General features: G+C 75.3%; 23 protein-coding genes. 12 read left to right on the top strand and 11 right to left on the bottom strand.

Annotated elements, in window-relative coordinates; all coding sequences use genetic code 11:
• Positions 1 to 196: 196 nt before the first annotated feature.
• The 3 genes from AB2U05_RS28860 to AB2U05_RS28850 all read left to right on the top strand — a co-directional run bounded on the left by AB2U05_RS28860 (position 197) and on the right by AB2U05_RS28850 (position 4,947).
• Positions 197 to 1,201, top strand: coding sequence for a glycosyltransferase family 2 protein (locus tag AB2U05_RS28860; RefSeq protein ID WP_078860710.1), 1,005 nt, complete (start codon positions 197 to 199; stop codon positions 1,199 to 1,201).
• A 160-nt stretch (positions 1,202 to 1,361) separates the two neighbouring features.
• Positions 1,362 to 4,250: an FAD-binding and (Fe-S)-binding domain-containing protein gene (locus AB2U05_RS28855; protein ID WP_369184658.1), complete on the top strand. Its 2,889-nt coding sequence runs from the start codon at positions 1,362 to 1,364 to the stop codon at positions 4,248 to 4,250.
• Positions 4,251 to 4,395: 145 nt separating this feature from the next.
• Positions 4,396 to 4,947 (top strand): hypothetical protein, encoded by a 552-nt coding sequence (locus AB2U05_RS28850; RefSeq protein WP_369184657.1) that lies wholly within the window; start codon positions 4,396 to 4,398, stop codon positions 4,945 to 4,947.
• Positions 4,948 to 4,949: 2 nt separating this feature from the next.
• Here the strand turns inward: AB2U05_RS28850 and AB2U05_RS28845 are convergent, their stop codons facing one another.
• Positions 4,950 to 5,462 (bottom strand): DUF1453 domain-containing protein, encoded by a 513-nt coding sequence (locus AB2U05_RS28845; protein ID WP_369184656.1) that lies wholly within the window; start codon positions 5,460 to 5,462, stop codon positions 4,950 to 4,952.
• A gap of 74 nt (positions 5,463 to 5,536) precedes the next feature.
• Here AB2U05_RS28845 and AB2U05_RS28840 point away from each other — a divergent pair, with 74 nt between their 5' ends.
• Positions 5,537 to 6,157, top strand: a complete 621-nt coding sequence (locus AB2U05_RS28840; protein ID WP_369184655.1) for a TetR/AcrR family transcriptional regulator — start codon at positions 5,537 to 5,539, stop codon at positions 6,155 to 6,157.
• A 34-nt stretch (positions 6,158 to 6,191) separates the two neighbouring features.
• Here AB2U05_RS28840 and AB2U05_RS28835 read toward each other — a convergent pair whose 3' ends face one another.
• Both AB2U05_RS28835 and AB2U05_RS28830 read right to left on the bottom strand, forming a co-directional pair.
• Positions 6,192 to 6,644 carry a CBS domain-containing protein gene (locus AB2U05_RS28835; RefSeq protein ID WP_045702248.1) on the bottom strand — a complete coding sequence of 151 codons (453 nt, stop codon included), beginning with the start codon at positions 6,642 to 6,644 and terminating at the stop codon, positions 6,192 to 6,194.
• Positions 6,645 to 6,776: 132 nt separating this feature from the next.
• On the bottom strand, positions 6,777 to 7,850 hold the full coding sequence (locus AB2U05_RS28830) for a slipin family protein (protein WP_369184654.1): 1,074 nt from the start codon (positions 7,848 to 7,850) through the stop codon (positions 6,777 to 6,779).
• 144 nt (positions 7,851 to 7,994) lie between these two features.
• Between AB2U05_RS28830 and AB2U05_RS28825 the strand changes: the two genes are divergently transcribed.
• On the top strand, positions 7,995 to 8,807 hold the full coding sequence (locus AB2U05_RS28825; protein WP_369184653.1) for a uracil-DNA glycosylase: 813 nt from the start codon (positions 7,995 to 7,997) through the stop codon (positions 8,805 to 8,807).
• Between the two features lie 109 nt (positions 8,808 to 8,916).
• Entirely contained in the window at positions 8,917 to 9,210 is a 294-nt protein-coding gene (locus AB2U05_RS28820) for a hypothetical protein (protein ID WP_045702252.1), read from the top strand.
• 19 nt (positions 9,211 to 9,229) lie between these two features.
• Here AB2U05_RS28820 and AB2U05_RS28815 read toward each other — a convergent pair whose 3' ends face one another.
• Positions 9,230 to 10,108, bottom strand: coding sequence for a CHAD domain-containing protein (locus AB2U05_RS28815; RefSeq protein ID WP_369184652.1), 879 nt, complete (start codon positions 10,106 to 10,108; stop codon positions 9,230 to 9,232).
• A 134-nt stretch (positions 10,109 to 10,242) separates the two neighbouring features.
• Between AB2U05_RS28815 and AB2U05_RS28810 the strand changes: the two genes are divergently transcribed.
• The 3 genes from AB2U05_RS28810 to AB2U05_RS28800 all read left to right on the top strand — a co-directional run bounded on the left by AB2U05_RS28810 (position 10,243) and on the right by AB2U05_RS28800 (position 12,643).
• On the top strand, positions 10,243 to 10,917 hold the full coding sequence (locus tag AB2U05_RS28810; RefSeq protein WP_045702254.1) for a hypothetical protein: 675 nt from the start codon (positions 10,243 to 10,245) through the stop codon (positions 10,915 to 10,917).
• A gap of 132 nt (positions 10,918 to 11,049) precedes the next feature.
• Entirely contained in the window at positions 11,050 to 11,856 is an 807-nt protein-coding gene (locus AB2U05_RS28805) for a thioredoxin domain-containing protein (protein ID WP_045702257.1), read from the top strand.
• Between the two features lie 139 nt (positions 11,857 to 11,995).
• Positions 11,996 to 12,643 carry a vitamin K epoxide reductase family protein gene (locus AB2U05_RS28800; RefSeq protein WP_369184651.1) on the top strand — a complete coding sequence of 216 codons (648 nt, stop codon included), beginning with the start codon at positions 11,996 to 11,998 and terminating at the stop codon, positions 12,641 to 12,643.
• A gap of 37 nt (positions 12,644 to 12,680) precedes the next feature.
• Here the strand turns inward: AB2U05_RS28800 and AB2U05_RS28795 are convergent, their stop codons facing one another.
• The 4 genes from AB2U05_RS28795 to AB2U05_RS28780 all read right to left on the bottom strand — a co-directional run bounded on the left by AB2U05_RS28795 (position 12,681) and on the right by AB2U05_RS28780 (position 15,362).
• Entirely contained in the window at positions 12,681 to 13,205 is a 525-nt protein-coding gene (locus AB2U05_RS28795; RefSeq protein ID WP_369184650.1) for an NUDIX domain-containing protein, read from the bottom strand.
• A 78-nt stretch (positions 13,206 to 13,283) separates the two neighbouring features.
• Positions 13,284 to 14,357 (bottom strand): serine hydrolase domain-containing protein, encoded by a 1,074-nt coding sequence (locus AB2U05_RS28790; RefSeq protein ID WP_369184649.1) that lies wholly within the window; start codon positions 14,355 to 14,357, stop codon positions 13,284 to 13,286.
• A gap of 48 nt (positions 14,358 to 14,405) precedes the next feature.
• The gene (locus AB2U05_RS28785) at positions 14,406 to 14,921 is read right to left on the bottom strand and encodes a GNAT family N-acetyltransferase (protein WP_045702262.1); all 516 of its coding nucleotides are present in this window, start codon (positions 14,919 to 14,921) and stop codon (positions 14,406 to 14,408) included.
• Positions 14,922 to 14,945: 24 nt separating this feature from the next.
• Positions 14,946 to 15,362, bottom strand: a complete 417-nt coding sequence (locus AB2U05_RS28780; protein ID WP_369184648.1) for an ankyrin repeat domain-containing protein — start codon at positions 15,360 to 15,362, stop codon at positions 14,946 to 14,948.
• 324 nt (positions 15,363 to 15,686) lie between these two features.
• On the opposite strand from AB2U05_RS28780, the gene AB2U05_RS28775 reads away from it, so the two are divergent.
• From AB2U05_RS28775 to AB2U05_RS28765, 3 genes are all read left to right on the top strand, one after another.
• On the top strand, positions 15,687 to 15,881 hold the full coding sequence (locus AB2U05_RS28775) for a hypothetical protein (RefSeq protein ID WP_045702266.1): 195 nt from the start codon (positions 15,687 to 15,689) through the stop codon (positions 15,879 to 15,881).
• A gap of 111 nt (positions 15,882 to 15,992) precedes the next feature.
• A complete protein-coding gene (locus AB2U05_RS28770) occupies positions 15,993 to 17,609 on the top strand; it encodes a hypothetical protein (RefSeq protein WP_369184647.1) in 1,617 nt (538 codons plus the stop codon).
• Positions 17,610 to 17,918: 309 nt separating this feature from the next.
• Positions 17,919 to 18,293 (top strand): RNA polymerase-binding protein RbpA, encoded by a 375-nt coding sequence (locus tag AB2U05_RS28765; protein ID WP_045694663.1) that lies wholly within the window; start codon positions 17,919 to 17,921, stop codon positions 18,291 to 18,293.
• Between the two features lie 145 nt (positions 18,294 to 18,438).
• On the opposite strand, the gene fxsA is transcribed toward AB2U05_RS28765, so the two are convergent.
• The 3 genes from fxsA to AB2U05_RS28750 form a co-directional block, all read right to left on the bottom strand.
• Complete coding sequence (fxsA, locus tag AB2U05_RS28760; protein ID WP_369184646.1) at positions 18,439 to 19,017, bottom strand: FxsA family membrane protein; 579 nt, start codon at positions 19,015 to 19,017, stop codon at positions 18,439 to 18,441.
• 57 nt (positions 19,018 to 19,074) lie between these two features.
• Positions 19,075 to 20,715, bottom strand: a complete 1,641-nt coding sequence (lnt, locus tag AB2U05_RS28755; protein WP_369186011.1) for an apolipoprotein N-acyltransferase — start codon at positions 20,713 to 20,715, stop codon at positions 19,075 to 19,077.
• 194 nt (positions 20,716 to 20,909) lie between these two features.
• Positions 20,910 to 22,517, bottom strand: a complete 1,608-nt coding sequence (locus AB2U05_RS28750; RefSeq protein WP_369184645.1) for an amidohydrolase — start codon at positions 22,515 to 22,517, stop codon at positions 20,910 to 20,912.
• Positions 22,518 to 22,599: the final 82 nt, after the last annotated feature.

Raw genomic sequence — 22,599 nt, 5'->3', positions numbered from 1 at the left:
GGGCCCGCGACGCACCTGCGCGTCGCGGGCCCGCGACACGGGCGCACAACGGGTCGTGGGCACACGGCATGGATACGGTCCGGCAAAGGCGACGTGAAGATATGGCGCACGGTCGTACGATTTGCCACGACTTGCCAGTAATTACCCCGCGTCAAGGCTTTGCCACGGTTCGCGCTCCCTCTTACGCTCCGGCGTCATGCCCTCACCCTTGATCAGCGTCGTCGTCCCCGCCTACGACCCGCACGAACAGCTCGCCGCCTGCCTGGACTCGCTGCTCGCGCAGTCCCTGGCCGAGGTCGAGGTGATCGTGGTCGCCGACCGCTCGCCCGAGGCCGCCGGCGACCTCGCCGACACGTACGCGGCGCGCCACCCCCGGGTGTCGGTGCTGCGGCTGAACGCGGCGGTCGGGGTCGGGGTGAGCCGCAACGCCGGGGCCGCCCGGGCGCGCGGCGACTACCTGCTGTTCCTGGACGCCGACCACCTGGTCCCCCGGGACGCGCTGCAGGCCCTCGCCGACCGGCTCCGGGCGACCGGCCCGGTGGACGTCCTGCTGTTCGGCCACTCCCGGCAGCACAACGACCGGATCTGGCCGGGCGGCGCCGAAGCGCTGCTCGCCGAGGTCGGCCCCGACCCGTTCGAGCCCTTCGACCGGCCCGAGCTGTTCGGCGCGCCGCCGCTGATCTGGGACCGCCTGATCCGGCGCGGCCACTGGGACGAGCTGGCGCTGGCCTTCCCGGACGGCCGCTACGAGGAGGTCCCGGTCGTGCACGCCGCGCTGGCCGGCGCGCGCAAGGCCGCCGTCCTGCCGCGCGAGTGCGTCCAGCTGCGCCGCCGGGAGACCGTCCACCCCGCGAGCGGCCCGGGCAGCAGCGTCTTCGACCTGTTCGACCAGTACGAGCGCAGCTTCGCCCTGCTGGCCGACCAGCCGCACCTGTACGCGGTGCGGGACGCCCTGTTCGTCCGGATGATCCGGCACTACCTGTTCGTCTTCGACCTGGCCGGCTGCGTCACCCGGGCCGAGCGGCCGCAGTTCTTCCACCGCGCCGCCGAGCACCACCGCCGCTTCCTGCCGCCCGGCCACCGCAAGCCGGGCGGACGCGAGGGCATCAAGTTCGCCCTGCTGGCCGGCGGCGCCTACCCCGCGTTCGAGATGGCGAAGCTCTCCCACATCGCCCGCGGCACGCTCACCGGGCGGAAGTAGGGCCTCACCGGTGCGCGGTGCCGGCCGTGGAGTCGATGATCACATCGGCTGAGGGTGCCACAGGACACCCCCTCGGCGGTACCCCCGTCGTGCCCGGTGCCGCGCGGGCGCCCCGGCTGCCATGCTCGGGAGGCTGTCGCCGACCCGCTGGAGGTCCCTGGTGAGCCGTCCGAACGCCGTCCCCGGGGCCGAGTTGGCCCGCGAGCTGGCCGCCGTGCTGCGCGGCGAGGTGCGCTTCGGCGCCGCCGAGCGGGCCGTCTACGGCCACGACGCCTCGAACTACCGGCACCCGCCGCTCGGCGTGGTCAAGCCCGCCGACCTGGACGACGTGCGCACCGCGGTGGCGCTGTGCCGCCGGTACGGGGTGCCGGTGGTGCTGCGCGGCTCCGGCACCAGCATCGGCGGGCAGGCGATCGGCCCGGGCGCGGTGGTGCTGGACTTCCGCCGCCACCTGGGCGCCGTGCTGGCCGTCGACCCGGACGCCCGCACCGCGCGCGTCCAGCCCGGCACCGTCCTGGACGACCTGCAGCGCGCCGCCCGCCCGTACGGGCTGCGCTTCGGGCCGGACCCGTCCACCCACAGCCGCTGCACTCTCGGCGGCATGATCGGCAACGACGCCTGCGGCTCGCGCTCGCTCGTCTGGGGGCGCACCTCCGACAACGTCGAACGGCTGGAGTTGCTGCTCGCCGACGGCACCGAGCTGACCGTGGGCGGCCCGCTCACCGCCGCCGAACGCGCCGCGCTCCGCGAGCTGCCCGGCCGGGTCGGTCAACTCCACACCCGGCTGCAGGAGTTCACCGAGCGCAACCTCGCCACCATCCGCCAGGGCATGCCCCGGCTGCCCCGCCGCACCTCCGGCTACCCGCTGGACGCGCTGCTGCCCGAGCGCGGCCACGACCTGGCCCGGGCGCTCACCGGCACCGAGGGCACCTGCGCGGTGCTGCTCGGCGCCACCGTCCGGCTGGTCGAGGAGCCGCCCGCCCGCGCCCTGGTGGTGGCCGGCTACCCCGACGAGGGCGCCGCCGCCGACGCCGTCCCCGCCCTGCTGCCGCACCGGCCGCTGACCGCCGAGGGCCTGGCCGCCGACCTGATCGCCGCGCTGCTCGCGGCCGGCCCCCGCCCGCGCGCCCTGGACCGGCTACCCGCCGGCGCGTGCTGGCTCTTCCTGGAGACCGCCGGCGACACCCCGCTGGCCGCCTACCAGGCCGCCCGCGCGCTCGCCGACGCGGTGCGCCGCGAACGCTCCGCCACCGTCGCCCTGATCACCGACCCGGAGGAGCAGCGCCAGCTGTGGGCCGTCCGGGAGGCCGGCGCGGGCATCGTCACCCGGCTGCCCGGGGGCGGCGAGGCCTGGCCCGGCTGGGAGGACTCCGCCGTCCCGCCCGAGCGGCTCGGCGACTACCTGCGGGACCTGCGCGGCCTGCTGCGCCGGCACAGCCTGCGCGGCGTCCCGTACGGGCACTTCGGCGACGGCTGCGTGCACCTGCGGATCGACTTCCCGCTCGACCGGCCGACCGGGGTGCTGGTCCTCCGGGACTTCCTGGAGCAGGCCGCCGACCTGGTCGCCTCGTACGGCGGTTCGCTCTCCGGCGAGCACGGCGACGGGCAGGCCCGCGCCGAGCTGCTGCCGCGGATGTACGGCCCGGAGATCATCGCCCTGTTCGGCGAGTTCAAGCGGATCTGGGACGAGGGGAACCTGCTCAACCCGGGCGCGCTGGTCGACCCGCGCCCGCTCGACGCCGACCTGCGCTTCGTCACCGCCCCGCGCCGCCCGCTGCCGCTCGCCCTGCCGTACGAGCGGGACGGGGGCAGCCTGGCCAGGGCGGTGCACCGCTGCGTGGGCGTGGCCAAGTGCGTGGCCCCGGACAGCGGGGTGATGTGCCCCAGCTACCTGGCCACCGGCGAGGAACGGCACTCCACCCGCGGCCGGGCCCGGCTGCTCGCCGAGCTGCTGCGCGGCGAGGTGATCACGGACGGCTGGCGCTCGCCGGAGGTGCGGGAGGCGCTGGACCTCTGCCTGAGCTGCAAGGGCTGCGCGAGCGACTGCCCGGTGCACGTCGACATGGCGACCTACAAGGCCGAGTTCCTCTACCAGCACCACCGGCACCGGCCGCGTCCGCTCGCCCACTACTCGATGGGCTGGCTGCCGCTGTGGCTGCGGGCCGTCGCGCTCGCGCCCGGCGCCGCCAACGCGGTGGCCCGCTCCCGGGCCGGCGCGCTGGTCAAGCTGCTCGGCGGGATCGACCGGCGCCGGGTGCTGCCGCTGTTCCCGACCGAGACCTTCACCCGCTGGTACCGGCGCCGCCGCGCCGCGCACCCGGCGCCGGCGGGCGCCCGGCCGGTCCTGCTGTGGCCGGACACCTTCTCCGACCTGCTCCAGCCCGGGGTGGCCCGCTCGGCCGTCGAGGTGCTGGAGCACCTGGGCTTCGACGTCCGGCTGCCGGCCGGCCCGGTCTGCTGCGGCCTCACCTGGTACTCCACCGGCCAACTCGGCACCGCCCGCCGGGTGTTGCGGCGCAGCCTGGCCGCGCTGGCGGCCGCCGGGCTGCCCGCCGACACCCCCGTGGTCGGCCTGGACCCGAGCTGCACAGCCACCCTGCGCGAGGACCTGCCCCGGCTGCTCGGCGCGGACGGCCGCCCGCTCGCCGAACGCACCCGCACCTTCGCCGAGTTCCTCGACGAGTACGCCCCGGACGCCCCGCTCCCCCGCGTCCCGCTGGACGCCGTCACCCAGACCCACTGCCACCAGCACGCCGTACTCGGCAGCGCCGCCGACCGCCGGGTCGAGGCCCGCCTCGGCCTGCACAACCGGGTGCTGCCCGCCGGGTGTTGCGGCCTGGCCGGGAACTTCGGCTTCGAGCGGGGGCACTTCGAGGTGTCCCGGACGATCGCCGAACGCGTCCTGCTCCCCGCGGTCCGCGCCGCCGAGCCAGGCACCGTCGTCCTGGCGGACGGCTTCAGCTGCCGCACCCAGATCGCCCAACTCGCGGACGGCCGGGAGGCCCTGCACCTGGCCGAGCTGATCGCCCGGGCGTTGCGCACGACGTGACCCCCGGACCGGGCCCGTGTGATCGAGCGCACGCCCCCCACCAGGCTTGCGAATGACGCGCGGGCCCCCGGACTCCCCCCACAGGAGGAGGCCTCCGACCCCCAGGGAGGACTTGTCGCGGCCGTCCGGCGGTGATCATGGAAGCATGACCAGTGTCCCGAACGCTCCTGCCCCGGCCCCTCGTTGGGCGGTCCGCTGCGCGCACGCCGCGGCCCTCACCACCATTCCCTCGGGGCTGTGGCGGATCGCGATGGCCTTCGGCCTCCCGGTGGGCTACAGCGACGAGGTGCTCCGCCAGGACTTCCACATCCCCGGCGTGGGCGTCGTCTACGTGGCCGGGCTCAGCGTGGTCTGCGAGGCCCTGGCCCTGCTGACGATCGGTCTGGTCCGGCCCTGGGGCGAGGTGGTGCCGCGCTGGATCCCCTTCATCGGCGGCCGCCGGGTCCACCCGCTCGCCGCCGTCATCCCGGCCGGCCTCGGCGCGATCGCCCTCACCGTCCTCTGGAGCGGCTTCCTGACCTGGTGGAGCGTCGAGCACCGCCCGGCCTTCGAGGGGCCGTGGGGCGACATCGTCGGCGTCTGCTACCAGCCCCTGGTCCTCTGGGGCCCCCTGCTCGGCGCCGTGACCGTCAACTACTACCTCCGCCACCGGCGGCCGGTGAACACTTCGCCCCTCGGCCGGAGTTGGGCCTTCTGACATCACCGGCGGAAGCGGTCCGAACCGAATGACGGGTGCGAGTCGCGCGACTCGGGCGCGAACGGGGTGCCGGAGGCGAGTGCCCGGGCGCCGACCACCAGGGCCTCCCCCAGGAAGCCCACGCCGATGGACAGTTGGACCGGCCGGGCGTCCGGGGCCAGGCCGTGGTGCTCGGCCAGGACGGCGAAGCCGGCCATCGCGGCGAGCGAGACCGCCGCCACCAGCAGGGTCCAGCCGGTGTAGCGCTGCCACAGCACGCCGTCCCGCTCGTGGACGCGGATGGTGGCGCCGCGGCACGCGCCGAAGGCCGTGCCGAGGACGGCGCCCGCGCCGATCCAGGCGTAGTCGCCGACCCCGAGGCCGTGGTGCTGCGCCAGCGCCCACACGCCGAGCCCGGTGAGCACCACCGGCGGCGCGAAGAGGTCCCGGGCGTTCAGCGGTTCGCCGCGCAGCCGCCGGATCACCACCACGACCACCACGGCGGCGATCAGTCCCGCGTGCACCCAGCCGTTCATGTCCCACTCCCCGAGTTTTTATAGCTTGACCGTGCTAAATCAGCAATTTAGCTCGCCCGTGCTATAACAGCAACATGCCGAAGATCGTCGACCCCGTCGAACGCCGCCAGGCCGTCGCCGACGCCGTCCTGCGCGTCGCCGCCCGGGAGGGCCTGGAGCACGCCTCCCTGCGCAATGTCGCCGAGGAGGCCGGGCTGGCCATCGGCTCGGTGCGGCACTACTTCGCCGGCAGCTCCGAGCTGATGCTCTTCGCCATGGGCGAGCTGGCCCGGCGGATCGACGACCGCATCCGCACCCACGCCCGCGCGCTGCTCGACCCGGCCGCCGGAACCGACCGGCACGCCCGGACCCGCGAACTCCTCGCCGAGGTCCTGCCCCTGGACGCCGAGCGCCGCGAGGAGTCCGCGCTCTGGCTCTCCTTCGTCACCGCCGCCCGCACCCGGCCCGAACTGCGGGCCCGCTCCGCCGAGATGCAGGCCGGGCTGGACGAACTCGTCCGGCACGTCCTCACCGAGGCCCGGCGCGCCGGCGGCATCGCCCCCGGCCTCGACCTCGCCGTCGAGACCCGCCGGCTCTCCGCCCTCCTGGACGGCCTCACCCTGCAGGCCGTCCAGCACCCCGACCTGGTCGGCCCCGACGACCTGCGCGCCGCCCTCGCCGCGCACCTGGACGGCCTCGCCCCGCCGGCCCGCTGAACGGACCGGCGGGGAGGCCTCCCGTACGCCCCGCTCAGGCCTGCAGGGCCTCCTTCTTCGGCGGCTGCTCCGCCGTCACCGCCGCCACGAACTCCGCGAGCCGCGACTGCGGCAGCCCGCGCGCGATGTCCGCCTCGCTGATCATGCCGACCAGCTTGTGCTCCGGGTGGTTGATCACCGGCAGCCGGCGGACCTGGTACTGCTCCATCACGCGCAGCACCTGCTCGCAGTCCTCGTCCGCCTCCACCGTCATCGGCCGCCCCAGCGCCAGTTCGCCCGCCGTCACCTGCGCCGGGTCGCGCCCCTCGGCGACGCAGCGCAGCACGATGTCGCGGTCGGTCACGATGCCCAGCAGCTTGTCGTTCTCCCCGCAGATGGGCAGGGCGCCCACGTGCCGTTCCCGCATGATCCGGGCGGCGGCGGCGAGCGTCTCGTGCTCGCGGATGCACTCCGCGCCCGGGTGCATGATGTCGCTGGCTCTGGTCATGGTCCGCCTCCTGACCTGGCTTCGCCCCCTCGTCCATCCTGGTCCGGGCCGACGGCCGACGCCACCGGGCACCGGGCGCCGGGCTCCGGGCGCCGGGCACCGGGCGCCGGTCACCGGGCTCCGGCCGGGACGTCAGGACGCGGCCTCCGGCTCGGCGCGGCCCTCAGTACGGCCCTCCGCCCCGCCCTCCGTACGGTCCTCCGGGCGCTCGTCCGCGCTCCGGTCCGGGCCGGCTCGGCCGTCCGGCTGCGCCGGCCCGCCCTCCAGGTCCGCGCCCGCCAGCGGCGAGTGGGACAACAGATCGTCCAGCGGCGGGAGTTCGCGCTGCGCCGGCTCGTGGTCGACCCGGGCCGCGGCGGGCATCCCGCCGTCGCCCACCGCCTGCTCCGCGGACTTCGCGGCGGCGGCGACCGCGGCGGCCGCCAGCAGGTCGCGCTGCTGGGACTCGGTCGCGCTGTCCAGGAACCGCAGCAGCTCCACAGGGAACGGCAGCACCAGCGTCGAGTTCTTCTCCGCCGCCACCTCCACCACGGTCTGCAGCAGCCGCAGTTGCAGCGCCGCCGGGGTCTCGCTCATCACCGCGGCCGCCTCCGACAGCCGGGCCGAGGCCTGGTACTCGCCGTCCGCCGTGATGATCCGCGCCCGCCGCTCCCGCTCGGCCTCCGCCTGCCGGGCGATCGAGCGCTTCATCGACTCCGGCAGGGCGACGTCCTTGATCTCCACCCGGTCGATCTGGATGCCCCAGCCCAGCGCCGGGCTGTCGATCATCAACTCCAGCCCCTGGTTGATCGGTTCGCGGTTGGCCAGCAGGTCGTCCAGCTCGCTCTTGCCGATGATCGACCGCAGCGAGGTCTGCGCGACCTGGGAGATCGCGAAGTTGTAGTCCTGCACGTTGACCGTCGCCTTCACCGGGTCCTGCACCTGGAAGTAGACCACCGCGTCCACCCGCACGGTCACGTTGTCCCGGGTGATGCCCTCCTGCGCCGGGATCGGCATCGTCACGATCTGCACGTTCACCCTGCGCAGCCGGTCCGCGATCGGCATCAGCGCGACCAGCCCCGGCTCGCGGATCTCCTCGCGCACCCTGCCGAAGCGGAACACCACGCCCTTCTGGAACTGCTGGACGACCCGGATGCTCAGCCCCGCCCAGATCGCCCCCAGCCCGACCAGCCCTCCGAGAGCCCCCAGCACCGCATCGACGATCATCGCGGCCTCCTCGCGGCTCCGCGCACACCCGCCCGCCCGGCCACCGCCGACCCACCGGGCCGGCGCCGCCGGAACGACTGATTCCACGCTACGCCTGCCCGGAAGGAGCCGGAACGAACGCCCGGAGCCCCTACCATCGTCGCCATGCCGCCGCAGTCCCCCGCCGACGATCCGGCCGACGACCCCGGCCACCCGCGCCACCCGGCCGAGGCCGCCGCCCGCGCCGCCGGCCTGGCCGAGCTCGACCGCGTCGTCACCCACTGCCGGGCCTGCCCCCGGCTCGTCGAGTGGCGCGAGCAGACCGCCCGCACCAAACGCCGCGCCTACCAGGACTGGGACTACTGGGCCCGCCCCATCCCCGGCTTCGGCCCGCCCGACGCCCCGCTCGTCCTGGTCGGCCTCGCGCCCGCCGCGCACGGCGCCAACCGCACCGGCCGGATCTTCACCGGTGACCCCTCCGGCGACCTGCTCTACGCCGCCCTGTACGAGCTCGGACTCGCCAACCGCCCCGAATCCGTCCGCCACGGCGACGGCCTGGAGCTGTCCGGCGTCCGCATCACCGACCCGGTCCGCTGCGCCCCGCCCGACAACAAGCCCAGCACCGCCGAACGCGACACCTGCCGCCCGTGGATCAGCCGCGAACTGCAACTGCTGCGCCCCACCGTCCGGACGGTCGTCGCCCTCGGCGGCTTCGCCTGGCAGGCCGTGCTCCCGGTGATCACCGACGCCGGCTGGCAGGTCCCCCGCCCCCGCCCCGCCTTCGGCCACGCCGCCCGCGCCACCTTCCCCGCCCGCGACGGCGGCCCCGCCCTGCACCTGTACGGCTGCTACCACGTGAGCCCGCGCAACACGAACACCGGACGCCTCACCACCGCGATGCTCCACGACCTGCTCAGGGACGCGGCCCGCTCCGCGGGGCTCACCCCGAAGCCGGGGCGGCCCGGCCCCGTGCTTTGATCGGCTCCGCCCGATCGCCCTCCGGAAGGCCGAAGCCTTGACCCCGTCCCCGACGCCGCCGACGTCCCAGCCGTCCCAGCCGTCCCCGGCCCGGCACTGCTGCGAGCAGATGACCGCCGTGCTCGACCGGCCCTGCGGCCGGCACGACGACCCCCTCGACTGCCCCGACGCGCTGATCCACTTCTCCCCGAAGTTCCAGGAGTACGGGATCGTCATCCACGACGGCGGCGCCTCGGTGTCCGTCATCGACTACTGCCCCTGGTGCGGCCACCGGCTGCCCGAGTCCCAGCGGGACCGCTGGTTCGAGGAGCTCGAACGCCGCGGCATCGACCCCTGGGAGGACGACGTCCCGCCCGAGTTCGAGGACGACCGCTGGCTGGCCGAACCGGGCGCCCGCGGCTGACCGGACCGGGCGCCCGCGGCTACCCGAACCGCGCCAGCTTCCGCTTCCGCGCCCGCTTCCACACCTGCGGCAGCCGGTCGCGCGCCGCCCGCGCCGCGGCGAGCTCGCGGGCGTACAGCGCGCCGTAGCCGAAGGGTTCGCCGCCGGCCGCGCCCTGCCCGACCAGGGCCGCCGCCGCGACCACCGCGTCCTGGTGCTCGCCCAGCACCTCCTGCACCGCCTTCATCCGCTCCGCGTACCGCTCGGCCCGCCCGCCGACCACCGGGGCCGCGGCCTCCCCCGCGTACCGCGCGCGCTTGGCCGCCTTGCGGGCCTCGTGCAGCGCGGCGTCCCGCTCCCCGGCGGGCGCCGCCAGCGCCGCCCGCACCCGCTCGCGCACCCGCCGCTGCTCGCGGGCGGCGACCCGGGCCAGTTCGGGGGCCGCCGCCCGGCCGGCCCGGCGGCGCAGCGGCGGATCGGCGAGCAGCGCGCCGAGGTCGGCGCCGAGCGCCCGGCGGCGCGGACTGTCCAGGGCGGCCACCACCTCGGGCCACAGCGCGCGGTACTCCGCCCGCCCCCACCGCTCCAGCGCGGCCGCGACCCGCTCCGGCTCGCACGCGGCGGGCAGCTCCCGCGCCCGGCCGACCAGCCGCCCGGCCAGCACCTCGCGGTCCCGCGCCCCGCCGAGGGCGGCGGCCAGCCAGCGCAGCTCGCCGACCAGGTGGTCGGCGGCCCCGGGGGCGAGGTAGCGGCGGAAGGTGCGCAGCGCGCTGCGCAGCCGCCGACAGGCGACCCGCATCCGGTGCACCGCGTCCGGCTCGTCCGCCCGCACGGCCTCGTCCAGCCCGGCCAGCACCACCGCCTGCGCCTCTACCCGGGCCAGCACCACCTGCCCCACCGTGACCCTGCGCTTCGCCATGCACGCTCACCCGCTCGTCGGGGCCGCCGGGAACGAGTTCCAGGCTAGCCCGCGCCCGGCCACCGGGCCTTTCCCGAACGCAATCCCGTACGCGGCCTCGTGCGCGCCGTGAGGCCCATGGCATACTCCGGAGCGTGACGACCTCCAGCCATGCGATCAGGGCCCTGCGGGCCGCGGTGTTCACCGCGCTCGCCGTGCCGCTGTCCGCACTGGGCCAGGTCGTCATCACGGGTCGTCCGCTGCCGCTGTCCCTGGTGGCGGCCGCGACCGCCGTCGTCTTCCTGGTCTCGGCCGCGCTGGCCGGCGGGGAGCGGCGGCTGCTGCACATCACCGGCGTGATGGTGCCGGTCGAGCTGCTGCTGAACACCACGTTCAACCTGGGCCAGACCGGCTGTGGGCCGGCGCTGTCCGAACAGGTCCCGACCCGCGGGGTGAACCTGCTGGTCTGTGGCGGCGGTTCGATGGACGGTTCGCTACTGGGCGGCCAGCTGGGCCACGCCGGGCAGTTGGCGCCGGCCGTGACCCAACTCCTGCTCCTGCTGGCGCACCTGGTGATCGCCCTGGCGGCCGCGGCCTGGCTGCGGCTGGGCGACGCCGCGCTGACCGGCCTGGCCCGGGCGCTGCGTGCGCTGGGCGAGTCGCTGGCGGGCCCGCTGCGCGCCCTGGTCCTGCTGCTGCTCCCGGCTCCGGTGCGCCCGGTGCTGCGGGTGCCGCTGCCGGTGTCGGACCACGAGCGGCCGCGCGTCGCGGACGTGGTGCTGAGCCCGGCGCCCCGGCGTGGTCCGCCGGCCTTCGCGCCTGCCTGCTGAGTTCCTCCGTACGGCCTTCCACGGCCGGCCCCCGCAGGCAGTGCGCCCGACTCCCGCGTCCACCGAACCCGGCCGCACCCGGTGCGGTCTCCCGCGCGCATCCACGCGCGCCGCGTACAGGAGTTGACTCCCATGGCTCAGACCGGCAACAAGCAGCAGGACAAGCGCGTCAGCGCCCGCGAACGGATCCAGGCCGCGCAGCTGCGCGAGCAGCAGGCCGCCAAGCGTCGTCAGCGGATCGTCATGGCCGTGTCGGCCGTGGCCGTGCTGGCCCTGGCGGGTGGGGTGACGCTGGCGATCACCTCGGCCTCGGACAAGGACGACAAGGCCAAGGCGTCGAGCGGGGTGGTCGTCCCGGCCAACGCCACCGGCAAGGACGGCCTGGTGATCACCTACGGCAAGGCGGACGCCCCGCACACCATGGAGGTGTACGAGGACTTCCGCTGCCCGGTGTGCAAGCACTTCGAGGCGGCGAACGGCCCGGCCGTCGCGAAGCTCACGGAGGACGGCCAGGTCAAGGTGGAGTACCACCTGGCGGCGTTCCTGGACAAGAACCTGACCGGCAAGGGCTCGCGCACCGCGCTGGCCGCGGCCGGCGCCGCGCTGAACGAGGGCACGGACAAGTTCAAGCAGTTCCACGACGTGCTGTACGCCAACCAGCCGGACGAGCGCGAGGACGGCTTCGGCGACGTCAACCACCTCCTGGACCTGGCCGGCCAGGTGCCCGGCCTGAAGACGGACGCCTTCGTGAAGGCCGTCCAGGAGGGCACCTACGCGCCCTGGGCCGCCAAGGTCTCGGCGGCGTTCAACGACAGCGGGGTGACGGGCACCCCGACCGTCAAGGTGGACGGCAAAACGGTCGACCTGTTCGGCGACAAGACCATGGTCACCCCGGAGGAGTTCACCACCCGGGTGAAGCAGGCCGCCGGCCTGCAGTAGGCACGGCACCGCCCCGGGGCCCGTCCGCCCGACGAGGCGCGGGCCCCGGGGGCTCCGAGGCTTGTCCGACCAGCACGGCACCACCGGTCCGGCCGACTTCCCGGCCGGGCCGGCTCCTCCCAGTTTCCGGAGTGCAGCCATGTCCGCCGCCACCACCGTGCCCCTGTCCCGTCCCGCTCCCGACTCCGCCGGCGGCCCGATCGGCGCCGGCCGGGCCCTGGCCCTGCTGCTGTTCCTCGGCGGGCTGGTCGGCCTGGCCGCCTCGGCCGTCCTGACCTTCGACAAGCTCCGCATCCTGGAGAACCCGTCCTACGTCCCGAGCTGCAACATCAACCCGGTGATCAGCTGCGGCTCGGTGATGCGCACCGAGCAGGCGTCGGTGTTCGGCTTCCCGAACCCGCTGCTCGGGCTGGCCGCGTTCGGCGTGGTGACGGCGGTCGGCGCGGGGCTGCTCGCCGGGGCGGCGTACCGGCGCTGGTTCTGGCTGGGCCTGCACGGCGGCATCCTGCTGGGGCTGGGCTTCACCCACTGGCTGATCGTCCAGGCGCTGTACGAGATCGGCGCGCTCTGCCCGTACTGCATGGTGGTGTGGCTGACGGTGGTGCTGCTGTTCTGGTACACGACGCTGCACAACCTGACCAGCGGGGTGATCCCGGTGGGCGGGCGGATGCGGACGGTCGTCCGGGAGGCGGCGCGCTACCACTGGGCGTTGCCGGTGCTGTGGGCCGCGGTGATCGCGCTGATGATCCTCAACCGGTTCTGGTCCTACTGGAGCACCCTGCTCTGAGCCGGCCCGAGCGTCCGGCTCGGCCCGGCTATCCGGCTCAGCCCAGGTATCCGGTGGAGTGCAGGAGTACGGGCACGCCGGTGCGCCGCGCCTCCAGGGCGGCGGTGAGCCGGCGCGCCGCGCAGGGGTGCAGCAGGGCGGCGGCCCGGGCGGGGGTGTACCAGCCGTGGTCGGCGATCTCCTCGGCCTGCAGCCGGAGTTCGGCGCCGGCCGGGGCCGTGCCGCCGTCGAACATGAAGTGCACGGCGGGGTGGGCGTGTTCGCCCTGGTCGGGGATCGGGTCGCGCCATTCGACGACGAGCAGCCGCAGCTCGCCGGCGGCCAGCCCGGTCTCCTCCGCCAACTCCCGCGCGGCGCACTGGGCCGGGCCCTCCCCCGGGTCCATCCCGCCACCGGGGAACTCCCACTGCGGGCGGTAACTCGCCTTCAGCAGCAGCACCTCGCCGGCCTCGCCGGTGAGCAGCACGCTGCTGCCGACGTAGGCCCGGACCATCCCCGCCAGCCATTCCCCCTCCGGGAGTGCCCAGGTCTCCACCGCCGCCGCCTCCACTGCCTCACCCACCGTGGCCACTGTGCCGCGATCCGGCTCCGGCCAAAGGTGGTTCGTGCCGAATCCACCCGATCGGGTGGCCTTCGGCGCTCAGCCGAAGACGGCCCGCCGGAAGGCGTTGCGCAGGTCGGTGAGCGGCTGGACGCCCCGGTCGTAGTGCACCTTGTTGGTGAGCAGCAGCGCCCAGCGGCCGAGCCGGCGGGAGATCCAGATGCCGGTGCCGGTGAAGCCGTAGTGGACGAAGGTCCCCTCGGCGGTCGTGGTGCCCGGGGCGAACAGCCAGGACAGGCCGCGGGCGGGGGCGAGCCCACCGGTCTGCTCGCGCAGCGATGCGGCGATCCACGGTTCGCCCCACGGGAGTTCGGGCGGCGGGTCGAGCAGGGCGGTGAGGAAGCGGGCCAGGTCGCGGGCGGTGGAGAAGGCCCCGGCGTTGCCGGAGACGCCGCCGAGCAGCCGGGCGGAGGGGTCGTGCACGACGCCGCGCAGGAAGGCGCCGGTGTCGCCGTCCCACTCGGTGGGCGCGGTGCGCGCCGACTCGCCCTCGGGCAGCGGCCCGTAGCGGGTGTCGGCCATGCCGAGCGGCGCCCAGGCCCAGCGCGCGGCTAGCTCGTCCAACCCGGCCCCGCCGAGGTCCTCGACGACGTGGCCGAGCAGTACGGCGGCCCGGTCGGTGTACTCGACGGCCGTCCCGGGCGGGCGGTGCAGCGGCGCGCCGACCACCCCGGCCAGGACGGCCGCGCGCTCCCGCCCGTAGAGCTGCGCGAAGCGGGTGTACGGGAGCATCCCGGCGGTGTGCGCGAGGAGTTGCCGGGCGGTCACGCCACCCACCGGCCGCCCGGCGGCGGGCCGCCACCAGGAGCCGAGGGGTTCGTCCAGCGGCAGCCGCCCGGCCCGCCACAGCGCCCCGGCGCAGGGCCAGAGCGCGACGATCTTGGTGAGGCTCGCCAGGTCGTAGCGGGTGTCCGGCCCGGGCGCGAGTTCCGCGTACGGGCCCTGCCCGAGCACGCCGTGACTGCCCCCGCCGAGCGTGCCGCCGGCGTCGCCGACCGCCCAGACGGCGCCCGCCCCGACCGTCCGCAGGCCGTCGCGGACCAGCCGCTCCCACTCCCCGCCGGGCGCGGCCAGGGCGCGGAGCCGCTCGGCTCCGGGCGCTCGCGGATCCATCCCGTCACCCCCTCAGGCTGACCGGACCCTACCCGGCGGGGCGGCCGCTCAGACCGCCGCCACCAGCTCCTTGCCGAGGCAGATGCACAGCTCGCTGCCGCGGTAGATCCCGAACTGCTCGATCGTGGCGTAGCCCTCGGACTCGTACAGCGCCACGGCCTCGGGCTGCTCGGTGCCGGTCTCCAGGACGAAGCGGGTGCGGCCGGCCTCGACGGCGGTCTCCTCCAGGCGGCGCAGCACCGCCCGGGCGAGGCCGCGGCCGCGGGCGGCCGGGACGACGAACATCCGCTTGAGCTCGGCGTCGCCGTCGCGCAGCCCGTACGGGCCGGCGCTCTTGGCCCGCCAGCCGCCGCACGCGACCGGCCGGCCGTCGAGGTAGGCGACCAGGAACAGCCCGGCCGCGCCCTCGAAGTCCTCGGGGTGCAGGACGGTCTCGTCCGGGTCGCCGTAGCGGCGGACGTACTCCTGCTGCACCTCCTCGGTCAGCGCCTGGGCGTCGGGGTGGGCGTAGCCGGTGATGCGGAACTCGACGGTGCCGGTGGCCTCGGGGGCGGTGGTCTCCATGACGAAAGAGCCTACGGCCCCTGCTCAGCGCGCCTCGAAGCGGGCGACCAGGGCGTCCTTGCCGAACATCCGGGCCGTGTCCAGCGCGCTCGGGGTGCCGGCCGCCGGGTCGGCGCCGCCGGCCAGCAGCGCCTCGACGACCTCCTCGGCGCCCTTGAAGACGGCGCCGGCGAGCGGGGTCTGGCCGCGGTCGTTGGCGCGGTCCGGGTCGGCGCCGCCCGCGAGCAGGGCTTCGACGGCGGGGGCGTGGCCGTGGTAGGCGGCGAGCATGAGCAGGGTGTCGCCGCGGTCGTTGGTGAGGTCGGCCGGGGCCCCGGCGGCGAGGGCGGCGGCCAGAGTGGCGGTGTCCCCGGTGCGGGCGGCGTCGAAGAGCCTCCCGGCGAGCGCGATCACCTCGGCGTCGGGGGCGTCGGCGGGCTGCGGGCTGGCGGCGTCGGTCATCGGGGCGGCCTCTCGCGGTGCTGGTCGGACGGTTACGACATGCGGCCGCACCGGTTGCGCGGCCATTGGAGCGAACTTCCCCGACCCCCCGGAAACTTCCCGCCCACCGACCGGGAATGCCTCGGCGCGCCGGAACCGCACCGAAACCGTGCGGGACCAGGCGTCCGCCCCGGGCCGGTTCGCATACCCCTGACCGACTCCCGGGGCGGAACCGCACGGCAGAACCACCCGTTCGCGCCGTTCCATCATCTATGACTATTTGTCACGATTAGTGCACTTTGCGTGACACTGCCCCGTCCCCCCTCCCTCCCCGAGGAGCAGAACGTGATCCTCTCGATTTCCGGCATCGTCCTGTTCGGCACCATCGCCTTCCTGTTCTTCCGCAGGGACGGACTGAAGGTCTCCCACGCCATCGTCTGCGCCCTGTTCGGCTTCTACATCGCCGGATCCTCGATCGCCCCGAGCATCACCGCGGGCGGCGCCAGCCTGGCGAGCCTGCTCGGCGGCATCCGCTTCTAGCCGCCACTCCTCCCGTACGGGCCCGGGCGCGGATTCCCACCGCCCCGGGCTCCGTCGTACGTCAGAAGAGCCCCCACCCCCACCCGTCCCACCCGCCCGGGGAGTCAAGGAATGCCGCTGCACCGCCATCTCAGCAAGGGCCGCGAGATCGCCCGAACCGCCGGGGACCACGCCTCCGACATGTTCGCCCCGCTCACCGTGATCGGCCGCGGGCTGCGCCACCACGCCGACTGGGCCAAGGGCCGCTGGCAGGCCACCCCGAAGGACCGCCGCGGCCCGACGCTGTTCCTCACCGCCGCGATGCTGGTCGGCATCTACCTGCTGCCGCACGGCCTGCTGTTCGCGCTGATCGCCCTGATGGCCACCGCCGCCTGGTCCGGCCGGGCCCCCAAGGCGACGTCGGCCCCGCCCGGGCCCGACGTCGCGGACATCAAGCTGGGCGCCCTCTACTCGGCGCTCACCCCGTACCTGTGCGGCCCCGAGGACGCCAACCCGCTCTACCACTTCGAGGGTGACTACAAGAACGCCTTCGGCTCCTGGGAGTTCGACGGCGAGGGCCGGCTCAGCCGCCTGGAGCTGAACTACCCGGCCTACTTCACCGACACCGAGCCCGCCGCCCGGGCCCGGATCGAGCAGGTCGTGCAGGGCAAGGCCGGCCGGGCCCGGGAGTACCGCTTCGACTGGGACGAGGAGTCCAACCGGCTGCGGATCGCCGCACTGACCCCGCTGCCCACCGACATCGCCGCCCAGCGCTTCGTCGCCGCCCCCGGCGAGATCGTGCTCGGCTTCACCGACGAGGACGGCAGCGCCCGGACCATCCCGGTCGGCCGGGGCGGCGCGACCGTCCAGCAGCCGCCGGTCGTCTGGCGCACCGGCCCGCGCTCCTCCGAGCCGCACCTGCTGGCCCTCGGCGCGACCGGCTACGGCACCTCCAGCCTGCTCCGCTCGATCGCCCTGCAGGCCCTGCCGTACGCCGACCTGGTGGTGGTCGACGGCGCCGGCACCGGTGAACACGCCTGCCTGGTGAACCGCCCGGGCGTGCACACCGTGGAGACCAGCCTGCACGGCGCGCTGGCCGCGCTGCAGTGGGCCGCCCAGGAGACCGAGCGGCGGCTCACCGCGCTGAACGCCGCCCGGCACGCCGGCGCCGCTCCGCCGGAGGACGCCACCCGGCCGCTGTGGCTGCTGCTGGACCACCCGACCGAGCTGAGCGAACTGGCCCAGGCCGAGGGCCGGCCGGACCCGCAGGACCTGCTGGAGCTGCCACTGCGGCACGGCCGGGCCGCCCGGGTCACGGTGGTGGTCGCCGACGCCGTCGAGGCGCTGGAGCGGCTCACCCCGACCGTCCGGGCGACCACCCGGGCCCGGGTGCTGCTCGGCCCCACCGGCCCCGAGGACGCCTACGCCGCGCTCGGCGCGCCGCTGGACATCGTGCCGGCCGCACACGCGCCGCTCGGCCGCGGCTACGCCCGGATCGGCAACGCCGCGCCCGTCCGGCTGCAGGTTCCGGCCACCGTCGACCCGCTCGACGAGGAGGCGCCGGCCCAGCTGCGGGACGCGGTGATCGCCCTGCTGCCGCACCGGGACACCCGCACCGAGGCCGCCGCCGCGGTGCCGCCCCGCCCGGACCGCCCGCCGGTCGTCCCGGCCACCGATCCGGCCGCCGCGGCCCGGCCCGTCGACCTCGGCAAGAGCGAGCCGATGATCCGTTCCCGACCGATCTCCTGATCCCCGCATTTCGAAGGCGATCCGGGGCAGGTTCCTTGATGATTCGGGGGCGGCGAGGCGCGTCGGATCCCGTCCCGGTACGCTCGTCACAGAAAGTACGCACGATCGCCAGATGTGAAATAGGTGACACCTGGGGTGATATCACCGGCCAGATGTGACAAATCGGGCGCCGGTGGGTACAAACAGGGGCGGCACGACAGACGACGCATGTCCCGGGACGGGAATCTTCGTCGGAAGCCGAGCGTTGACCGAACGACGAAGAACAGCGACCACTAGTCCTGTGGGCCATGAGCCCGGGAGGCACGATTCATGAGCGAGCGAGCTCTCCGCGGCACGCGACTCGGGGCCACTAGCTACGAGACCGACCGTGGCATTGACCTGGCGCCCCGCCAGACCGTCGAGTACGCATGTCAGAACGGACACCGCTTCGAGGTTCCCTTCTCGGTCGAGGCGGAGATCCCGTCGACCTGGGAATGCCGCTTCTGCGGCCAGGAGGCGGCTCTCCTCGACGGCGACGAGCCCGAGGAGAAGAAGGCCAAGCCGACGCGCACCCATTGGGACATGCTGATGGAGCGCCGGACGCGCGAGGAGCTGGAGGAGGTGCTGGCCGAGCGGCTGGCCGTGCTCCGCTCCGGCGGGATGAACCTCGCGGTGCACCCGCGGGACACCCGCAAGAGCGCCTGACACCGCTCCCGCCCCGCGCGGGAGCAATCGAAAAGGGACCCTGGTCACCAGGGTCCCTTTCGCGTTGCCCGGAGACGGTTTCCGGAGTTCCGCGCGAGGAGTTCTCGGGCCGCGGCGGACGGCGGGCCGCCGCGGCCCCGTTCGTTCAGCCGGCGAGCGGCGGGCGGTAGCCGGTGTCCGGGTCCTGCGGGTCGCGCGGGCCGGCGGCCGGGTCGACCACCTCGCCCTGGATCACCTTGCCGTCCGGGCGGTGGATGCGCAGCTGCTCCTGCAGCCGCATCGCGTCCGCGAACGGGGCGGCGCCGACCGGGCCGGCGGCGCGCAGCGCCCGGTCCGCGGCCCGGCGCCCGGCCGCCCGCCAGAGCGCCCGGGTGGGCGGGAACAGCAGGGTCAGCGCGACCAGGTCGGACAGGAAACCGGGGAGGATGAGCAGCAGGCCGGCCAGCACGGTCAGGCTGGTGCCGGTCTGCGGCTGCTGCGACTGCGGGTTGCGGCTCTGTTCGAGCGCCGCCGACAGCGCCTTCAGCCCGGCCCGCTTGATCAGCGAGCCGCCGATCAGCGCGCCGGCGACGAGCAGCAGCAGGACGGTGAAGCCGCCCAGCCAGGAGCCCACCTGGACCAGCAGCCAGATCTCCAGCACCAGCCAGGCGGTCACCAGCAGCGGCAGTGCCCGGCGGAGCCTGCCGCGCGGAGCCGGACGGGTGGGGGTAGCTTGCTGCGTCACGGTACGGATCCACTCCAAAGCGGTGCTAGGGCGCGCCGCACGGGAGGTCCGGGCCGGCTACGGCACCACCTGGTCCAACGATTCCCCCTCGGCCGGTGTTCCAGCCGCCTTCCTCCGGGCCCGGCCGATCAGGACCGCCGCGCCGCAGGCCAGCAGGCCCGCGACGGCCAGCGTCCACTCCGGCGCGGCGCCCACCCGGTCGGCGACCGTGGTGCCGTCGCGCAGCGGGACGACCGCCGACAGCTCGGCGGCGGTCAGCTCCTCGGTGCGCTGCTGGACGGTGCCGTCCGGGCCGATCACCGCGCTGATGCCGCTGGTGGCGGCGATCAGCACCGACCGGCCGTGCTCGACGGCGCGCAGCCGGCTCATCGCGAGCTGCTGCTCGGGCTGCCCGGTCTTGGCGTAGGTCGCGTTGTTGGTCTGGACCACCAGGACGCGGGCGCCGCTGTCCACGGTGTCGCGGACGATCTCGTCGTAGGCGACCTCGAAGCAGATCACGTCGCCGATCCGCGCCGGGCCGAGCTGCATCACGCCGTTGTGGTCGCCGGGGTAGAAGTCCCGGGCGACCCGCTGGAGGCGGGTGATCACCTTCATCAGCTGGGCGCGGAACGGCACGTACTCGCCGAACGGGACGGGGTGCTGCTTGGTGTAGGAGGCGCCCGGGCCGGTGACCGGGTCCCAGACGATGCCCTCGTTCTGGACGTGCTGCGCGTCCGGGCCGTCCACCAGGGTGCCGACCAGGGTGGGCACGCCGATCGCCTTGACGGCCTCGTCGATGCGCTCGCGGGCCAGCGGGTCGCTGAACGGATCCAGGTCGGAGGAGTTCTCCGGCCAGATCACCACGTCCGGGCGCTGGACCTTGCCGTTCGCGATGTCGAGGGCGAGGCGCTCGGTGGCCGCGGCGTGGTTGTTGAGGACCATCATCGGGCGGCCGAGGAAGTCCATGCCCGGGTTCGGCACGTTGCCCTGGACGATGGCGACCTTCACGGTGTCGTCCGCCGCGGTCGGCACCGGCACGGCGTAGCCGGCCAGCAGCGCGGCCACCGCGCCGAGCGCCGCCAGCGCGGCTGCCATCGGCGCCCGCCGCGGCCCGCGCACCCGCAGCGCCGCCCAGGCCAGCAGGGCGCCGGAGAGGGCGACCGCGAAGGTCACCAGCGGCGCGCCGCCGAGCGCGGCCAGCGGGGTGTACGGGGTGGCGGTGTTGGCGAAGGCCAGCCGGCCCCAGGGGAAGCCGCCGAGCGGCAGCCGGTCGCGCGCCCACTCCTGGGTGATCCACAGGCAGGCCGCCCAGAGCGGCCAGCCGGGCAGCCGGGCAGTGAGCGCGAGGGCGCCGCCGAGCGCGGCCAGGAACAGCGCCTCGACGATCGACAGGCCGACGGTGGCGTCCCAGCCGACCACCCGCAGCCAGCTCAGCAGCATCAGGAAGAACGGCAGGCCGAACGCGAAGCCCGTCCAGGCGCCCTGCCGGACGGTACGGCCCCGGGTGAGCAGCGAGAGCGCGGCCACCCCGAGCAGCGACAGCGGCCACAGGTCGTACGGCGGGAAGGCGAGGGCGAGCAGCAGGCCGGCCAGGGCGGCGAGGCCGGTCCGGGGCAGCCCGGCCCGGACCTTGGCGAGCGCGCGGGCCACCCGGCCCGGCCGGTGCGCCGGCTCCTGCGGCTCGGCGGCCGGACCGGACCGCTCCTGGGTGACGGGCATGGTCACCGGCGCACCATCTTCCTGGGGGCTTGCTTGTTCGGACGCTGTCCGAAGAAGGTACCCCGGAACGTCAGGCCGCCGTGCGCTGAGGGTGGTAGGTGGCGAGCAGTTGGCGCGGGACGGTGAAGTCGGCGGGGACCAGCGCAGTCATGCCAGTTCAACCTACGGTCCGGTGCCCGCCGCCTCCATCCGGTTCAGCGCTGGTGCACCGTGCGGCCGCGGACCACGGTGCGCAGGCAGACCGGCAGGTCGCGGCCCGGGGTGAGGTCCGGCAGGCCGGGGGTGCCGGAGCGCGGGTCGGTGGACCAGCCGGCGACCCGGGAGTCGGGGGCCTGGACGACCAGGTCGTCGGCGGCCCAGATCGCGTAGCTGGCGACCGCGCCCGGCACCAGGACGCCGTCCTGGTCGCGGCCGATCGCGCGCCAGCCGCCGCGGGTGTGCGCGGTGAAGGCGGCGCGGACCGAGATCCGGTGGTCCAGGGTCCGGTGGAAGGCGGCGGCGCGGACGGTGCCCCACGGGTCGAGCGGGGTGACCGGGGCGTCCGAGCCGAAGGCCAGCGGGACGCCGGCCCGCAGCAGCGCCGCGTACGGGTTGAGGGCGGCGGCCCGCTCGGCGCCCAGGCGCCGCACGTACATGCCGTCCGGGCCGCCCCAGGCGGCGTCGAAGGCGGGCTGGACGGAGGCGGTCAGGCCCAGCTCGGCGAAGGCGGCGATGGACGCGTCGTCCAGTGCCTCGGCGTGCTCGACGCGGTGGCGCAGCGCCCGGACCCGGGCGGCGCCGACCCGCTCGCCGGCCGCCCGGACGCCCTCGATGACGGCCGCGACGGCCGCGTCGCCGATGGCGTGGAAGCCGGCCTGCAGCCCGGCCTCGGTGCAGGCGGCGACGTGGTCGGCGACCTGCTCGGCGGTCAGGTAGGCGGTGCCGGTGTGCGCGGCGTCGGCGTACGGGGTGTGCAGGCAGGCGGTGCGCGAGCCGAGCGCGCCGTCGACGAAGAGGTCCCCGCCGGCGCCCGTCGCGCCGAGCCGGCGGGCGGTCTCGACGCCGCCCAACTCGCCCCAGTAGCCGAAGACTTCAGGGACGTCGCCCTCGGCGGCGAGGGCCAGCAGGGCGGTCAGGTCCGCCTCCGAGGAGATCTCCGGGCCGGCGCACTCGTGAACGGCGCCGATGCCGAGTTCGGCGGCGCGGGCCAGCGCGGCGCGCTGGGCGCGGCGGCGCTGCTCGGGGGTGAGGCGGGCGAGCGCGGTCTGCCGGACGGCGTGGTGGGCGTCCTTGGTGAGCGGGCCCTCGGGGTCGAAGCCGGCGCGCTCGGGCAGGCCCTCGGTGAGGGAGCGCAGCGCGCTGGTGGCGACCGCGGAGTGCACATCGGTGCGGGAGAGGTAGAGGGCCGCGCCGCGGGCGGCGGCGTCGAGTTCGGCGAGCGTGGGCGGGCGGCCCTCGGGCCAGCCGGACTCGTCCCAGCCGTGGCCGATCAGCACGCCGCCGGGCTCGTCCTGGCCGTCGACGAAGGCGGTGACGGCGGCCAGCGCGGCGGCCAGCGAGGGGCTGCCGGTGAGGTCGAGGCCGGTGAGCGCCAGCCCGGTGGCGGTGGCGTGCACGTGGGCGTCGACGAAGGCGGGGGTGACCAGGGCGCCGTCCAGCTCGACGATCTCGTCCGCGGTCGCGGCGTACGCCTCGGCGGCGCCGTCGCTGCCGACCCAGGCGACGTGCTCGCCCTCGACGAGCATCGCGGTGGCGAAGGGGTCGGCGGGGCTGTAGACGGCGCCGCCGCGCAGCAGGACGGTCCGGGAGGTGCGTTCGGTCATGCGGCTAAGTCTGCACCCCTCGGATGCCAGGTCAGAGCCCTGGGGCCTGGATGCCAGGCCAGAGCCCTGGGCCCGGATGCCG

It is taken from the genome of Streptomyces sp. Y1, from assembly GCF_041053115.1.
Classification (GTDB): domain Bacteria; phylum Actinomycetota; class Actinomycetes; order Streptomycetales; family Streptomycetaceae; genus Kitasatospora; species Kitasatospora rubellomurina.
The sequence above is the reverse complement of the archived record's forward strand: the minus strand, read 5'-3'. Positions and strand labels throughout refer to the sequence as shown.

Excerpts from the sequence above, each read along its gene's own strand:
- AB2U05_RS28860 (WP_078860710.1), top strand. The coding sequence starts at position 197 with ATGCCCTCACCCTTGATCAGCGTCGTCGTCCCCGCCTACGACCCGCAC.
- AB2U05_RS28850 (WP_369184657.1), top strand. The coding sequence starts at position 4,396 with ATGACCAGTGTCCCGAACGCTCCTGCCCCGGCCCCTCGTTGGGCGGTC.
- AB2U05_RS28845 (WP_369184656.1), bottom strand. The coding sequence starts at position 5,462 with ATGAACGGCTGGGTGCACGCGGGACTGATCGCCGCCGTGGTGGTCGTG.
- AB2U05_RS28840 (WP_369184655.1), top strand. The coding sequence starts at position 5,537 with ATGCCGAAGATCGTCGACCCCGTCGAACGCCGCCAGGCCGTCGCCGAC.
- AB2U05_RS28835 (WP_045702248.1), bottom strand. The coding sequence starts at position 6,644 with ATGACCAGAGCCAGCGACATCATGCACCCGGGCGCGGAGTGCATCCGC.
- AB2U05_RS28830 (WP_369184654.1), bottom strand. The coding sequence starts at position 7,850 with ATGATCGTCGATGCGGTGCTGGGGGCTCTCGGAGGGCTGGTCGGGCTG.
- AB2U05_RS28825 (WP_369184653.1), top strand. The coding sequence starts at position 7,995 with ATGCCGCCGCAGTCCCCCGCCGACGATCCGGCCGACGACCCCGGCCAC.
- AB2U05_RS28820 (WP_045702252.1), top strand. The coding sequence starts at position 8,917 with ATGACCGCCGTGCTCGACCGGCCCTGCGGCCGGCACGACGACCCCCTC.
- AB2U05_RS28815 (WP_369184652.1), bottom strand. The coding sequence starts at position 10,108 with ATGGCGAAGCGCAGGGTCACGGTGGGGCAGGTGGTGCTGGCCCGGGTA.
- AB2U05_RS28805 (WP_045702257.1), top strand. The coding sequence starts at position 11,050 with ATGGCTCAGACCGGCAACAAGCAGCAGGACAAGCGCGTCAGCGCCCGC.
- AB2U05_RS28800 (WP_369184651.1), top strand. The coding sequence starts at position 11,996 with ATGTCCGCCGCCACCACCGTGCCCCTGTCCCGTCCCGCTCCCGACTCC.
- AB2U05_RS28790 (WP_369184649.1), bottom strand. The coding sequence starts at position 14,357 with ATGGATCCGCGAGCGCCCGGAGCCGAGCGGCTCCGCGCCCTGGCCGCG.
- AB2U05_RS28785 (WP_045702262.1), bottom strand. The coding sequence starts at position 14,921 with ATGGAGACCACCGCCCCCGAGGCCACCGGCACCGTCGAGTTCCGCATC.
- AB2U05_RS28780 (WP_369184648.1), bottom strand. The coding sequence starts at position 15,362 with ATGACCGACGCCGCCAGCCCGCAGCCCGCCGACGCCCCCGACGCCGAG.
- AB2U05_RS28770 (WP_369184647.1), top strand. The coding sequence starts at position 15,993 with ATGCCGCTGCACCGCCATCTCAGCAAGGGCCGCGAGATCGCCCGAACC.
- AB2U05_RS28765 (WP_045694663.1), top strand. The coding sequence starts at position 17,919 with ATGAGCGAGCGAGCTCTCCGCGGCACGCGACTCGGGGCCACTAGCTAC.
- lnt (WP_369186011.1), bottom strand. The coding sequence starts at position 20,715 with ATGCCCGTCACCCAGGAGCGGTCCGGTCCGGCCGCCGAGCCGCAGGAG.
- AB2U05_RS28750 (WP_369184645.1), bottom strand. The coding sequence starts at position 22,517 with ATGACCGAACGCACCTCCCGGACCGTCCTGCTGCGCGGCGGCGCCGTC.